This is a genomic window from Deinococcus sp. LM3, assembly GCF_002017875.1.
Classification (GTDB): Bacteria; Deinococcota; Deinococci; order Deinococcales; family Deinococcaceae; genus Deinococcus.
In genome coordinates, this window is sequence record NZ_MUFV01000001.1 from 2,743,403 (window position 1) to 2,757,622 (window position 14,220).

At 66.6% G+C, this 14,220-nt stretch carries 11 protein-coding genes; 8 read left to right on the plus strand and 3 right to left on the minus strand.

Features of this window, described 5'->3' with window-relative positions; translation table 11 throughout:
* The first annotated feature begins 59 nt into the window (after positions 1-59).
* Together BXU09_RS12915 and secG are read left to right on the plus strand one after the other, a co-directional pair.
* The gene (locus BXU09_RS12915; RefSeq protein WP_078303605.1) at positions 60-581 is read left to right on the plus strand and encodes a metal-binding protein; all 522 of its coding nucleotides are present in this window, start codon (positions 60-62) and stop codon (positions 579-581) included.
* 114 nt (positions 582-695) lie between these two features.
* A complete protein-coding gene (secG, locus tag BXU09_RS12920; RefSeq protein WP_055362877.1) occupies positions 696-920 on the plus strand; it encodes a preprotein translocase subunit SecG in 225 nt (74 codons plus the stop codon).
* A gap of 173 nt (positions 921-1,093) precedes the next feature.
* On the opposite strand, the gene BXU09_RS20965 is transcribed toward secG, so the two are convergent.
* Entirely contained in the window at positions 1,094-1,255 is a 162-nt protein-coding gene (locus BXU09_RS20965; RefSeq protein WP_168174592.1) for a hypothetical protein, read from the minus strand.
* 202 nt (positions 1,256-1,457) lie between these two features.
* Here BXU09_RS20965 and BXU09_RS12925 point away from each other — a divergent pair, with 202 nt between their 5' ends.
* From BXU09_RS12925 to BXU09_RS12950, 6 genes are all read left to right on the plus strand, one after another.
* The gene (locus tag BXU09_RS12925) at positions 1,458-3,227 is read left to right on the plus strand and encodes an ABC transporter substrate-binding protein (RefSeq protein WP_078303632.1); all 1,770 of its coding nucleotides are present in this window, start codon (positions 1,458-1,460) and stop codon (positions 3,225-3,227) included.
* Positions 3,228-3,314: 87 nt separating this feature from the next.
* Entirely contained in the window at positions 3,315-4,298 is a 984-nt protein-coding gene (locus tag BXU09_RS12930; protein ID WP_078303648.1) for an ABC transporter permease, read from the plus strand.
* 5 nt (positions 4,299-4,303) lie between these two features.
* Positions 4,304-5,437 carry an ABC transporter permease gene (locus tag BXU09_RS12935; protein ID WP_078305015.1) on the plus strand — a complete coding sequence of 378 codons (1,134 nt, stop codon included), beginning with the start codon at positions 4,304-4,306 and terminating at the stop codon, positions 5,435-5,437.
* 254 nt (positions 5,438-5,691) lie between these two features.
* Positions 5,692-6,735 (plus strand): ABC transporter ATP-binding protein, encoded by a 1,044-nt coding sequence (locus BXU09_RS12940; RefSeq protein ID WP_055362879.1) that lies wholly within the window; start codon positions 5,692-5,694, stop codon positions 6,733-6,735.
* Positions 6,732-7,748, plus strand: a complete 1,017-nt coding sequence (locus BXU09_RS12945) for an oligopeptide/dipeptide ABC transporter ATP-binding protein (RefSeq protein ID WP_078303670.1) — start codon at positions 6,732-6,734, stop codon at positions 7,746-7,748. The genes BXU09_RS12940 and BXU09_RS12945 overlap by 4 nt, the downstream gene beginning before the upstream one ends.
* 114 nt (positions 7,749-7,862) lie before the next feature.
* Positions 7,863-9,161 carry a DUF4139 domain-containing protein gene (locus tag BXU09_RS12950; protein ID WP_078303691.1) on the plus strand — a complete coding sequence of 433 codons (1,299 nt, stop codon included), beginning with the start codon at positions 7,863-7,865 and terminating at the stop codon, positions 9,159-9,161.
* Positions 9,162-9,460: 299 nt separating this feature from the next.
* On the opposite strand, the gene BXU09_RS12955 is transcribed toward BXU09_RS12950, so the two are convergent.
* Positions 9,461-10,201, minus strand: coding sequence for a methylenetetrahydrofolate reductase (locus BXU09_RS12955; RefSeq protein WP_078303707.1), 741 nt, complete (start codon positions 10,199-10,201; stop codon positions 9,461-9,463).
* Entirely contained in the window at positions 10,198-13,941 is a 3,744-nt protein-coding gene (gene metH, locus BXU09_RS12960) for a methionine synthase (protein WP_078303719.1), read from the minus strand. Before metH ends, BXU09_RS12955 begins: the two co-directional genes overlap by 4 nt.
* Between the last annotated feature and the right edge of the window lie 279 nt (positions 13,942-14,220).

Here is a 14,220-nt window from a genome sequence, read left to right on the forward strand (position 1 = left end):
TCCGGGGGGGCCGTTCCGTTTCGCTGCGCCGGGCAAGGGCAGCGCAAAAGGGTGGCACAATGGCGCGCGTGCCAAGCGGACGTGTTCACAACCTCATCAATATCGCGGCGTACAGCGTGCTGGCGGCGGGGGCGCTGGTCGCCACCCGGCAGGACCTGCTGAGCGTCACGCCGGCCCAGGGTCTGAATTTCACGCTGGCCTTCGCGGCCGGGACGTTCCTGCTCTCGCCGGACCTGGATCTGGCCGAGGGCCGCGTGGACAGCAAACGCCACTGGGGGCTGCTGGGGTTCCTGTGGGTGCCGTACGGCATGATGTTCAGTCACCGGGGGCTGTCTCACACCTGGATTCTGGGGCCACTGACACGGCTGGCGTACCTGGGGGTGCTGATCGCGCTGGTGGTGGGGTTGCTGCGCTTCGTGCTGCCGGACCTGACCCTGCCGCCCGTGCCGCAGCTGAGTGCCGAGGTGCTCGCGCCGTTCGGGGTGGGGTACTACCTGAGTCAGTGGCTGCACCTGATCGCCGACGGGGTGCGGCCCGATCATGGCGTGCGGCGCGGGTACCGCAAACTGAAGCGCCGCTGATTCCTGCCCGGGGCGGGGGAGGGGTGGGCCGCGCCTGATACACTGCGTTCAGACCGGTGGCTGGCGCGCGTGCATGATCATGCGTTCCGGGACCGCCGACTTCCGAGGTCAATCATGATTCTGAACCTGTTTGTTGTTCTGTTCGCGCTGGTGTGCGTGGCGCTGGTGTTCTTCGTTCTTCTGCAGGTGCCCAAGCAGGCGGGTCTGTCGGCCAGCATGGCGTCCGGCGGTTCGCTGCTGGGCGGGCGTGGTGTCGAGGGGGGTCTGGTGCGGATCACCAGCGTGCTGGGCGGGCTGTTCATGCTGCTGGCGCTGCTGATCGGGTTCGTCTCGCGCTGAGGATGACGGCTGCCTGACGGCGGCCGGAACGCCGGGGGCCCTGTGGGTGCTTCCCGGCGTTTCTGCTGTCGGCACCCGGCTCGGTTGTACGTCGGTCTGTCGTTCTGACCCTGACGGCGACCCGCCTCATGAGGAATATTGACGTCCCGTATATCAGGACGAACAAGACTGCCTCAGTCGGGCAGTTGACCGTGGGGCCAGTAAAACGGCTCCAGGGCTGGATCTTTATGCATCCAGCCGGATAGCGGTGGCGAGGCCTGCTGGCAGCTGTTCGTCAGCTCTGTGTCGGCCTGAATGCTGGCGATGAGCCCCCCACCTTGCAGATGCAACTTCATGAGGCTGTTCTCAGGTTGACTGCCAGTTCATCAGGCGGTTCGGGCACAGAATCATGAGAAACAGTGTCTGGGATTTGTGTTTTTCTTGACCTGAACTAGGCCAGTCCATATATTGACTGAGCTGGAAACCCATTCAACCCAACGCGACGACCACGGCCCCTGCCGGATCGTTGCCGTTTTCCAGAACCACCCGGAGGACCCCATGAAGAAAGTTCTGACCCTTGCCCTTGCCCTGACCGTCGGCAACGCCGCCGCCCAGAGCGCCTTCGTCTGGCCTGCCGCCTGGACCGGCGAACAGAACACCGCCAACAAGCGTGGCGGCGAACTGCGTCTGTCCGCCATCAGCGACTTCAAGACCTTCAACCCCTTCACCAGCTCGGAAGCCGACAGCATTACCCAGCGTATGACTGAGGACAGCGCCGGCCTGTTCTTCCAGGATCCCCGCAACGACGAGTTCATCCCCTACATGGCCGCCAGCGCGCCCGTGGTCAGCAACAACAACAAGCGCTTCGTGGTCAAGATCCGCCAGGGCATGAAGTTCAGCGACGGTCAGGCCATCACTGCCGACGACTGGATCACCACCTGGAAGATCCACACCGACGACAAGGTCGGCAGCAACAGCCGCGACACCTTCTTCCTGATCGGCAAGCCCATCACGGTCAAGAAGCTCGACACCTACACCCTGCAGTTCGACTTCCCGCAGCCCAGCGCCAGCGCCCTGAGCATCATGAGCTACGCTCCCTGGCCCGACCACGTGTTCGGCAAGGCCTACCGCGAAGGCGGTGCCGAGGCCATCAAGAAGATGTGGACCCTCGCCACGCCCCCCAGCCAGATCGTCAGCCCCGGCGCCTGGGTACTCGAGAGCTACCGCGCCGGCGAGCGCGCCGTGTTCAAGAAGAACAACAACTGGGGCGACTGGAACAAGGACGGCCGCGGCCAGGAACTGCCCTACCTGAACAACCTCTCCGTGCGCATCGTCGCCGACGCCAACGCCGCGCTCGCCGCCTTCCTGGCCGGTCAGCTCGACACGGTCGCCATGCGCAACGCCGACGACCTGGCCCAGACCAAGAAGGCCATCGACGCCGGTAACCTGAAAGCCTTCCTGAAGGCCAACGTGAGCCCCCAGGCCACCAGCCAGTGGATCACCTTCAACTGGAACAAGGCCAGCGACCCCGCCAAGCAGAAGCTGTTCCGTGACGTGCGCTTCCGCCGCGCCATGAGCCACATCGCCAACCGTCAGGCGATGGTTCAGCTCGCCCTGGGCGGCCTGGGCAGCGAGACGTACTTCAGCACCTACCCGATCTTCAAGCAGCAGATCGACGCGGGCCTGTCGGCCGGCGCACCCACCTACAAGTACAACCTCGCCGAGGCCAGCCGACTGCTCGGCCAGCTGGGCTACACCAAGAAGAACGCCCAGGGCTTCCTGGTCGACAAGGCCGGTAAGGTCCTGGAATTCAACCTGAGCACCAACGCCGGCAACACCGTCCGCGAGCAGCTCGGCCGCATCTTCGCCGACGAGGCCAAGAAGGTCGGCGTGAAGGTCAACTTCACCCCCATCGACTTCAACACCCTGGTCAGCCAGCTGACCTCCAAGGGCGAGAACCGTCCCTTCGACGCCATCCTGCTGGGCCTGAGCGGCGGCAGCAACATCTGGAGCTTCGGCAGCAACGTCGTGCCCTGCGGCACCAACCTGCACTCCTACAACAACCCCACCGACGGCAAGTGCGCCACCAGCCAGGAACAGCTGATGACCAAGCTGTACTACCAGGGTGACGCCGAACTGAACGACGCCAAGCGCCGCGCCATCGGCGGGCAGCTCATGAAGGTCGAGGGCGAACTGCAGCCCGTCATCTACCTCGTGGGCGGCAACTACCACGTGGCGTACAACGAGCGCCTGGGCGGCGAGTTCACGGCCAACATGATGGACGCCTACTACGGTCACCGCTACTTCCCGCTGACCTTCGTCAAGTAAGCCCCAGAGCCGATTCTCTGCTCCCACGGGGGGTGGTCCGCCCGCGCGGACTGCCCCCCACACCCATGACGCCCACGGAGTACCCGCATGATCCCATTCCTGCTGCGCCGCGTAGTGCAGTCCATTCCCACCCTGTTCCTGGCCAGCCTGCTGATCTTCTTCGTGATTCAGCTCGCCCCCGGTGACTTCCTGACCCCCGCCAAGCTCAACCCGAACATCAGCCCCGAGCAGATCGCCGCGCTGGAAAGCAACTTCGGGCTGGACCGCCACCCCATCGAACAGTACCTGCTGTGGATGAAGAACATGATCTTCAACCTCAACTTCGGACTGTCTTTCCAGTACCAGCAGCCCGTGCTTGATGTTGCCATTCCCCGCGTCCTGAACTCGCTGTGGCTGGTGCTGCTGAACCTGATCTTCTTCTACGCCATCGCCATTCCGCTGGGCGTGTTCGGCGCCGTGCGCCAGAACTCACTGGGCGACAAGGCCGTGAACGTGGTTCTGTACTTCCTGCTGGGCTTCCCCAGCTTCTTCCTGGCATTGATCGTCATCTACTTCATCCTGCAGGTCCGCAACGCGACCGGCTGGGACATTCCCATCAACGGCATGACCAGTAACGGCTTCGACGCCATGGCCCCGCTGGAGAAGGTCTGGGACGTACTCAAGCACCTGCTGATTCCCGCGCTGGTCCTGGCGATCAGCGACGCCGCCGGCCTGACCCGCGTCATCCGCGGCCTGATGCTGGAAGTCATGCGCTCGGACTACATCCGCACCGCCCGCGCCAAGGGCGTCAGTGAACGCACCGCCATCTGGAAGCACACCTTCCGCAACGCCATCCTGCCCATCGTGGCCGGCATCGGCGGCCTGCTGCCGGCCGCCATCAGCGGCGCCGGCCTGACCGAGGTCGTGTTCGCGTACCCCGGCATCACGCCCATGATCCTCGACGCCATCAACACCCAGGACCTGTACCTGATCGCCGGCTTCACGGTCCTCGGCACCGTCCTGCTGGTCATCGGCAACGCCCTGAGCGACATTCTCCTCGCGGTCGTCGACCCGCGCATCAAGGTCGGGTGACCCGCGTGACCACCGTTCCCACCTCCACCCCCGTCAAGGCCCCGGTCCGTTCTCAGTCCCAGCTGTCCGTCGCGTGGGGGCAGTTCCGCAAGAACCGCCTCGCGCAGGTCGGCGGGACCATGATCATCCTGCTGTACCTGATGGCGATCTTCGCGCCGTTCCTGGCCCCGGACGGCCTGTCGAACTACTCGACCAGCAACATCACCCGCTTCCACCCGCCCACCCCCGTCAGTTTCCGCGACCCGGAAACCGGCGCGTTCGGGCGTCCCTTCGTGTTCAAGTACACCCAGCAGCTGAACATGGAGACCTTCGTGAACGAGTTCAAGCCCAGCACCGAAAAATGCCCCATCTACTTCGGCGTGCGCGGCGACAGCTACCGCATCCTGGGCCTGTTCCCCGGCAACCTGCACCTGTTCGGCACCGGGCAACCCGACTGCAAGGTCTACCTGATGGGCGGCGAGGACCTGGGCCGCGACCTGCTCAGCCGCACCCTGTACGCCTCGCAGATCAGCCTGACCATCGGCGTGGCCGCCGTGCTGATCAGCACCCTGATCGGCCTGTTCATGGGCGCCATGGCCGCGTACTTCGGCGGGTTCGTGGACACGGTCATCATGCGCCTCGTCGAGGTGCTGGCCTCCATCCCCACGCTGTTCCTGCTGATCCTGCTGCGCTCGGTGTTCCCCAAGGAGATCAACCCCATCCTGGCGCTGTACGTGATCCTGGGCATCCTGGCGTTCATCAACTGGGGCGGCCTGGCCCGCGTCACGCGCGGACAGCTGCTCAGCGTGCGCGAACAGGACTTCGTGTCGGCCGCCCGGAGCCTGGGCGCCAGCGACAACCGCATCATGGTCCGGCACATGCTGCCTACCATGACCACCTACGTCATCGTGACCACCTCGCTCGCCATTCCCGCCACCATCCTCACCGAGTCCGGCCTGAGCTTCCTGGGTATCGGCGCGGTCGAACCCTACGCCTCGTGGGGCAGCCTGCTCAAGCAGGCGCAGGACGGCGGCCTGAGCAGCCTGAACACCCGCCCCTGGGTGCTGATCCCCGGCTTCTTCATCGTGTTCACCGTCATGTGCTTCCAGCTGCTCGGCGACGGGCTGCGCGACGCCTTCGACCCCAGAAAACGTTCCTGATACGGACTCCGATTGAATGGGATGCAAAGCCCATTCAATCCAAGCGAAGCGAGTGGGAGTAAAACGGATTCCGGACGTGGAGCCGGCAATCCGGTGAAGTTCCGGATTGTTGGCGAAACAAACGGAATCCTTATGACCCCCAGCAGGTGCGCCGCCCCGTGTGGCCGGATTCCCTGGCCACACCCACCCATCAGCCCCGACCCGGCGCGACGGAACGGTTGTATGATGCGCTACGTGTTTAAATCGGAGGAACCATGACCCATCAGGGTGAAGTCCTGCTGGCCGTGAACGGTCTCAAGACGTACTTCAGTACCGACGACGGTGTCGTCAAGAGCGTGGACGGCGTGACCTTCCACATCAACAAGGGCGAGACGCTGGCCGTCGTGGGCGAATCCGGCTCGGGCAAGAGCGTCACCAGCCTGTCCGTCATGCGCCTGATTCCCACCCCGCCCGGCAAGATCGTGGAAGGCGAGATTCTGTTCACTGGCAAGGACGGCGTGCAGAAGGACATCGTGAACCTGAGCGAAGCCGACATGCGCAAGATTCGTGGCAACGACATCAGCATGATCTTCCAGGAACCCATGACCAGCCTCAACCCGGTCTACACCGTCGGTGACCAGATCGCCGAGGCCGTCATGCTGCACCAGGGCAAGAACAAGAAAGAGGCCATGGGCGTCGCCACCGACATGCTGCGCTTCGTGGGCATCCCCGCCCCGGAAAAACGCGTGAACGAGTACCCGCACCAGATGTCCGGCGGGATGCGTCAGCGCGTCATGATCGCCATGGCCCTGAGCTGCAAGCCCGCCCTGCTGATCGCCGACGAGCCCACCACCGCGCTCGACGTGACCATCCAGGCGCAGATTCTGGACCTGATGCGCAAACTGCAGCAGGACGTGGGCATGAGCATCCTGTTCATCACGCACAACCTGGGCGTGGTGGCCGAGATGGCCGACCGCGTGGTCGTCATGTACGGCGGCCGCGTGGTCGAGGAAGGCGACGTCGTCGAGATCTTCAAGGCACCCCGTCACCCCTACACCATGGGCCTGCTGAACTCCATTCCCCGCCCCGGCGAGGCGCACGAGCCCGGCCAGCCCAAGGGCCGCCTGGAAGCCATTCCCGGCAACGTCCCCAACCCCCTGAACCTGCCGCCCGGCTGCGCCTTCGAGCCGCGCTGCAAGTTCGCCGTGCCCGACTGCTCCAAGGCCGTCCCGGCCCTCGAGGACACCGGCCACGGTCACATGTCCCGTTGCATCCGCTGGCGTGACTTCGCGCAGGCCCAGAACGAGGTGACTGCATGACCGCCACCACCGCACAGACCCGCCGCAGCATGCCCGCCACCGGCGACACCCTGCTGGAAGTGAACAACCTCGAGAAGTACTTCCCCATTCGCGGCGGCCTGCTGTCCCGCGTGGTCGGGAACGTCAAGGCCGTCAACGACGTGTCCTTCAAGATCGGCCGCGGCGAAGTGGTCGGTCTGGTGGGTGAGTCCGGCTCCGGCAAGACCACCGCCGGACGCGCCATCCTGCGCCTGATCGAACCGACCGGCGGACAGGTGCTGTTCAACGGCACCGACATCACCAAACTGTCCAAGGGGCAGATGCGTGACTACCGCCGCGAGATGCAGATCATCTTCCAGGATCCCTTCGCCAGCCTGAACCCCCGCATGACGGTGTCCGACATCATCGGCGAGGCCATGCAGATCCACAACCTGCACCCCGGCAAGGGCCGCATCGACCGCATTGCCGAACTGCTCCAGAAGGTCGGCCTGCGCCCCGAGCACATGCGCCGCTACCCGCACGAGTTCAGCGGCGGCCAGCGCCAGCGCATCGGGATCGCCCGCGCCCTCGCCGTGGACCCCGCGTTCATCGTGGCCGACGAACCCGTCTCCGCGCTCGACGTGTCCATCCAGGCGCAGGTCGTGAACCTCCTGCAGGACCTGCAGGAAGAACTGGGCCTGACCGTGCTGTTCATCGCGCACGACCTCGCGGTCGTCGAGTACATCTGCGACCGCATCATCGTGATGTACCTGGGCCGCGTGATGGAAATCGCGCCCAGCCGCCAGCTGAACACCAACCCCAAGCACCCCTACACCGAGGCGCTCCTGTCGGCCGCGCCCGTGCCGGACCCGACCATCAAACGCCAGCGCATCATCCTGGAAGGCGACATTCCCAGCCCGATCAACCCGCCCAGCGGCTGCGTGTTCCGCACCCGTTGCCGCTACGCGATCGCCGACTGCGCGAACATCGTTCCGGAACTGCGTGAAGTCAGCCCCGGCCACTTCAAGGCCTGCATCCGCGACGACATTCTCTAAGCGTCCCGAGCAGACGAACAGCCCGCCACCCCACCCCAGGGGCGGCGGGTTTTCTGTCGCATTTCTGACCGGACCTCTCACATCTCATAATGAGGGCCGGGTCACCATGCAGGCATGACCAAAGTGTTCCCGGCCGTCCTGCCCGCCCTCGCCGCCGCCCTCGCCCTCGGCAGCGCCGGAGCCACCGACCTGCGCATCTACCCCAGCTTCACCGAGGTCCGCCAGCCCGTCACCGCCACCGGCACCAGCCTCAACGTCACCCTGCCCCAGTCCGCCTGGGAAAGCGTGCTGCCCGGCAGCCTCGACCTCGAAGGCCTGCCGTTCACCAGCGCCGCCCAGACCCTCCAGAGCAACTGGCTGAGCGGCCTCGAGGGCCAGACCGTATTCCTGCGCCGCGGCGAGACCACCGAACCCGTCACCCTCGTCCGCGCCCGCGACCTGCTCGTCAGGGACGCCCAGGGCCGGTTCTTCAACGTGCGCTTCGAGGACCTGTCCTTCAGCGCCGCGCCCCCCCTGAACCCCCAGAGCCCCAGCCAGACCCTGACCTACACCCTGCCCCGCGCCGGAACCGGCACCCTGACGTACCTGACCCGCGCCGTCACCTGGAGCCCCCGCTACACCCTGAACGCCAGCAGCGCCGGAGCGAACCTGACCGCCCTGGCCGACCTGCGCAACAGCACCGACCTCGCCTACGACGTGCAGAACACCGAACTGTACGCCGGAGACGTCACCGTGCAGGCCAACCCCCAGGCCGAAGCTGCCGGATTCGCCGCCGACATGGTCATGCGCGCCGTCCCCACTGCCGCCGCCCCCGCCCCCAAGATCCAGAGCCAGGGCGAACTGCGCGGCCTGACCCGCTACGACCTGACCACCCCCTTCACGCTGCCCGCCAACTCCGTCATCACCCTGCCGTTCCTGACGCCCAAACTTACCAAGTTCGAACGTTACGCCGGACTCGACACCTACTTCGGCACCGACACCCGCACCGGCACCCTCAACCGCTCCTACCGCCTGGAAGCCGACCAGCGCCTCCCCGCCGGACCCCTCACCGTCCGCGAAGACGGCCGCCTCGTCGGCCAGACCACCCTCCCCGACACCCGCAAGGGCGGCACCATCGACTTCTCCCTGGGCGAAGACCCCGACATCGAATACACCCGCAGCGCCGCCCAGACCGCGCAGGTCAAGGACGCCAAGGGCAACGTCACCAAGACCACCTACAAGGTCACCTACGCCTTCGAGAGCAGCAAGGACCGCGCCGTGCGCGCCGAGGTCACCGAACGCATCGGCGGGCGCGTCATCATCATCGACACCAGCGCCCCCGTCAAGAACCAGGGAACCGCGAACCTGCGCGTGGACGTCCCCGCCAACGGCAAGATCAGCCGGACCTTCACGGTGGTCATCGACAACAGCTGAAGCTTCCCGATAGGAGCCTTCCCGGATGGTTGGGGAGGCTCTTTTCGTTTGTGGCCCCACCCCCCAGCCCCCTACCCCAGGGGGGCAGGGGGAGCGGTCGCTGCGCTCGGCAAGAGGTTCTACTTCTGCGGCGGGGTTGCTGTGTCCGGTAACGTGTCCGGCCTCGACGCCATCCTCCGCCCCCTCGCAAGGCCCGCGCGCTTCGCGCACGACGGCCGGTGGCAGTCGGCGGTAAGTGGCTGTGCGGGACGGTTCAGGCCGCTGATCTACTGTCTAGCTTCAGCCGGAGGATGGGTTGCTCAGAGAATCCCTTCCAGGTACGCCTGCACGTCCACCTTCACGGGCATGAAGTACGCGTGCTGGCCGCGTTCCCGCGCGAAGGTCAGCAGGTCAGCGGCGAAGGCGCGGTTGCACTCCAGGGTGGGCGCGAAACTGCGGGGGAACACGGCGTGGTTGCGTGCCCGCCAGTAGTTCAGGCTGCTTTCGGTCAGGATGCTGGTGGCGCCCCACCACATCTGCGCGCCGTCCGGGATCAGGTCGCTGTAGGCGTCCATGACCCGCAGGTCGAAGAACGGCTGCGTGAAGAACCCGGCCGCGCCCGCATCCAGCTTGCGTTCCAGGTAATCGCGTTCCCGCGCGAACGACTGCCGGTACGGGTCCAGGCCCGCATAGACCGTCAGGTGCGGGGCCTCGCGGCGCAGGCGGCGGATCAGGTCCACGGCGTCCTGGTCGTACACCCGCGCGCTCATGTCGGCCGGCGCGTCGCCCGTCACGACCAGGACCTCGGTGATGCCGTACTGATCCAGCGTACCCAGGAACGGCAACGGCTCACGCGGGTTGAAATCCACGGCCCGCAGGTGCGGCACTGCCCGGTACGCGGGCCGGGCGAACGCGCAGCCCAGCCACGAGCGCAGCGAGTAGCGCGTCAGGTCGGGAATGTTCACGGTGTCCACGCCCGGCAGCGCCGCCACCACCTGCGCGATCTCGGCCCGCAGGCCGCTGCGCGAACGGGGCACGAGCTCCACGGACACGCGGGTCACGGGCGGCCTCTGGCGGCGGGGGATGGTTGATGGTTGATGGTTGATGGATTCCGACCATCAACTTTCAACTGTTCACCATCAACACCCGCAGGGTCATACGCCAGGATCGGTCCCAGCCAGCGTTCCGCCTCGTCCAGCGGCATGCCCTTGCGCCGGGCGTAGTCCTGCACCTGATCGCGGCCGATCCGGCCGACCGCGAAGTACCGCGCGTCCGGGTGCGCAAAGTAGAAGCCGGACACGGCCGCGGCGGGCCACATGGCGCACGACTCGGTCAGTTCCAGGCCGATCTCCTGCGCGTTCAGCAACCGGAACAGGGTGCGTTTCTCGGTGTGGTCAGGCTGCGCGGGGTAGCCGGGCGCGGGGCGGATGCCGTCGTACCGTTCGCGGATCAGGTCGTCGTTGCCCAGCGTCTCGTCCGGCGCGTAACCCCAGTGCCGCGTGCGGACGTCGCGGTGCAGTTTCTCCGCGAAGGCCTCGGCCAGCCGGTCGGCGACCGCCTTCACCAGAATGGAGTTGTAATCGTCGTGCTCGGCCTCGAACGCGCGGGCCAGTTCGTCCGCGCCGTGAATGGCGACCGCGAACGCCCCGATGTGATCGCCGTGCGGCGCGACGAAGTCCGCCAGGGCCACGTTCGGGGTGTTCTGCTCGCGCTGCTGGCGCAGGGTGTGGAGGATGGTAGAAGGTTGATGGTTGACAGTTGATGGTTGTTGGTCGTTTCCATCAACCATCAACTTTTCACTCTCAACCACAATGTCGTCGCCGTCGCGCGTGGCGGGCCACAGGCCGATCACTCCGCGCGCGGTCAGGAGGTTCTCGTCGATGGCGCGGTGCAGCAGGGCCTGCGCGTCTGCGAACAGCTTGCGGGCTTCCTCGCCGCGCAGGGGGTCGGTCAGGATGTTCGGGTAGATGCCCTTCATCTCCCACGCGATGAAGAACGGCGTCCAGTCGATGAAGTCCAGCAGTTCCGCGATGGGCTGCTCGATGACCTGCCGGCCCGGCTCACGCGGCGCGGGGGGCACGGTGGGGGAGAGGATCGGGGCGCGCTCGCGGGCGGCCTCGATGGGAATCAGGCGGATGGTGCGTTCGCCGTGCCGCTCACGCAGGGCGTCGTACTCCTCGCGCACGCGTTCCTGCACGCCGCGCGGGTCGGCCAGCAGGTCGGCGGTGGTCGTCACGGCGCGGCTGGCGTCCAGCACGTGCACGACCGGGCCGGGGTACGCCGGGTCGATCTTCACGGCGGTGTGGGCGCGGCTGGTGGTCGCGCCGCCGATCAGCAGCGGCTGCGTCATGCCCCGGCGCGTCATCTCGCGGGCCACGGTGACCATCTCATCCAGGCTGGGGGTGATCAGGCCGCTCAGGCCGATCACGTCCGCGCCGATGCGCATGGCCTCGTCGAGAATCTTGTCGGTGGGCACCATCACGCCCAGGTCGGTCACCTGATAGCCGTTGCAGGCGAGCACCACCCCGACGATGTTCTTGCCGATGTCGTGCACGTCGCCCTTCACGGTCGCCATGAGCACCTTGCCCTTGCCGCCGGCCTCCTGCTTTTCCGCTTCCATGTACGGCGTGAGGTACGCCACGGCGCGTTTCATCACGCGGGCGGATTTCACGACCTGTGGGAGGAACATCTTCCCGGCCCCGAACAGGTCGCCGACCACGTTCATGCCGTCCATCAGCGGCCCCTCGATGACCAGCAGCGGCGAGCCGAGTTCCTGGTACGCCTCCTCGGCGTCCGCGTCCACGAAGTCCGCGATGCCCTGCACCAGCGCGTGCTTCAGGCGCTCCTGCACCGGCAGGTCACGCCACGGGCTGCCCGCGCCGACCTCGCGCTTGATGCCCTTGTAGCGGTCGGCGAGTTCCAGCAGGCGTTCGGTGGCGTCCGTCCGGCGGGCCAGGATCACGTCCTCCACGGCGTCCCGCAGTTCGGGGTCGATGTCCTCGTACACGGCGAGCATCCCGGCGTTCACGATGCCCATGTCCAGCCCCGCGCGGATCGCGTGGTACAGGAACACGGCGTGCATCGCCTCGCGCACGTGGTTGTTCCCCCGGAAGGAGAACGACACGTTGCTGATCCCACCCGACACCAGCGCGCCCGGCAGGTTCGCCTTTATCCAGCGGGTCGCCTCGATGAAGTCGATGGCGTAACGGTCGTGCTCCTCGATGCCGGTCGCGACAGTCAGCACGTTCGGGTCGAAGATGATGTCCTGCGGCGGGAACCCCACGTTCTCGGTCAGCAGGCGGTAGGCGCGGGAGGTGATCTCGATGCGCCGCTCCAGGTTGTCCGCCTGCCCCTGCTCGTCGAAGGCCATGACGACCGCCGCTGCCCCGTAACGACGCAACAGGCGGGCGCGTTCCAGGAACTTCTCCTCGCCGTCCTTGAGGGAAATCGAGTTCACGACCGCCTTGCCCTGCACGCGCTTGAGGCCCGCCTCCAGAATTTCCCACTTGGAGCTGTCGAGCATCAGCGGCACGCGGCTGATGTCGGGCTCGCCCGCCAGCAGGTTCAGGAACTTCACCATGGCCGCCTCGCCGTCCAGCATGCCCTCGTCGAAGTTCACGTCCACGATCTGCGCGCCGTTCTCGACCTGCTGCCGCGCGATCTTCAGGCCCGCGTCGTAGTCGCCGGCCAGGATCGCCTTGGCGAACTTGGGGCTGCCGGTCACGTTCGTCCGTTCACCCACGTTCACGAAGTTCAGTTCCGGCGTGACGTTCAGGGGTTCCAGGCCGCTCAGGCGCAGCACGGCGGGTTGCTCGGGAGCCACGCGCGGCGGCACGCCCTGCACCGCCCCGGCAATCGCGCGGATGTGTTCGGGCGTGGTGCCGCAGCACCCACCCACGATGTTCACCAGGCCCGAACGGGCGAACTCGCCCAGCACGGCGGCCGTCTGCTCCGGCGTCTCGTCGTACTCCCCGAAGGCGTTCGGCAGGCCCGCGTTCGGGTGGACGGACACCAGCGCGTCCGTGTTCGCGGCGATCTCGCGCAGGTGGGGGCGCAGCAGGTCCGCGCCCAGCGCGCAGTTCAGGCCCAGGCTGAACAGGTTCGCGTGCCCGGTGCTGATCGCGAAGGCTTCCGGCGTCTGCCCGCTCAGCGTGCGCCCGGACGCGTCCGTGATCGTCCCGGATAGCATCACCGGCAGCGTCTTTCCGGTGCGGGCGAAGGCCTCCTCACAGGCGAACAGCGCCGCCTTGGCGTTCAGCGTGTCGAACACCGTTTCGAGCAGCAGCAGGTCGGCTCCGCCCTCGATCAGGCCCTCGGCGGCCTCGGTGTACGCCGCCACCAGATCGTCGTAGGTGACGTTGCGGAACTCCGGGCGTTCCACGTCCGGCGAGAGGGTCGCGGTGCGGTTCGTCGGCCCGATGCTCCCCGCCACCCAGCGCGGTCTCCCGTCGCGGGCCGTGAACTCGTCGGCGACCTCGCGGGCCAGTCGCGCGCCCTGCACGTTCATCTCGTACGCCAGGGCTTCCGTGCCGTAGTCCGCCTGACTGATCGTCGTGGAGTTGAAGGTGTTCGTGCTGGCGATGTCCGCCCCCGCCTTGAAGTACGCGCGGTGCACGGCGCGGATCACGTCGGGTCTGGTCAGTTGCAGCAGGTCGAAGTTCCCCCGGTACATCCGCAGGGGGTCCGCCCCGTCCCAGCGGAAGTCAGCCTCGGTCAGGCCCGCCTGCTGAAGCTGCGTGCCCCACGCTCCGTCCAGAATCAAGATGCGTCTGCGCGCCTCGGCGCGAATATCCGTGCTCATGGTCCACCCCTGTCAAGCAAAAAGCCGCCCGGTGGCGGCCTCGAAAGTCGTTGTGCGCGATTGCTGCGCCGCTCCTGGGCCATCGTCCCCGCTCGCGCCATCGTCAGCGCACCCACGCGGGTCTCTTCTGAAAGCACCGTTGCCGCAATGAGGGCCGGTTGCCTCGCCATCACAGGGCAGAAAATCCCCTCCGGCGACTCTGGATGACCGCGCCCGGCGGGCACGATGCGGGCAGCATAGCGCACGCCCACGCCAGCAAAAGGGGGGTGGAGTGGACAG

Coding starts and splice junctions, on each gene's coding strand:
- BXU09_RS12915 (WP_078303605.1), top strand. CDS start 60: ATGGCGCGCGTGCCAAGCGGACGTGTTCACAACCTCATCAATATCGCG.
- secG (WP_055362877.1), top strand. CDS start 696: ATGATTCTGAACCTGTTTGTTGTTCTGTTCGCGCTGGTGTGCGTGGCG.
- BXU09_RS20965 (WP_168174592.1), bottom strand. CDS start 1,255: ATGAAGTTGCATCTGCAAGGTGGGGGGCTCATCGCCAGCATTCAGGCC.
- BXU09_RS12925 (WP_078303632.1), top strand. CDS start 1,458: ATGAAGAAAGTTCTGACCCTTGCCCTTGCCCTGACCGTCGGCAACGCC.
- BXU09_RS12930 (WP_078303648.1), top strand. CDS start 3,315: ATGATCCCATTCCTGCTGCGCCGCGTAGTGCAGTCCATTCCCACCCTG.
- BXU09_RS12940 (WP_055362879.1), top strand. CDS start 5,692: ATGACCCATCAGGGTGAAGTCCTGCTGGCCGTGAACGGTCTCAAGACG.
- BXU09_RS12945 (WP_078303670.1), top strand. CDS start 6,732: ATGACCGCCACCACCGCACAGACCCGCCGCAGCATGCCCGCCACCGGC.
- BXU09_RS12950 (WP_078303691.1), top strand. CDS start 7,863: ATGACCAAAGTGTTCCCGGCCGTCCTGCCCGCCCTCGCCGCCGCCCTC.
- metH (WP_078303719.1), bottom strand. CDS start 13,941: ATGAGCACGGATATTCGCGCCGAGGCGCGCAGACGCATCTTGATTCTG.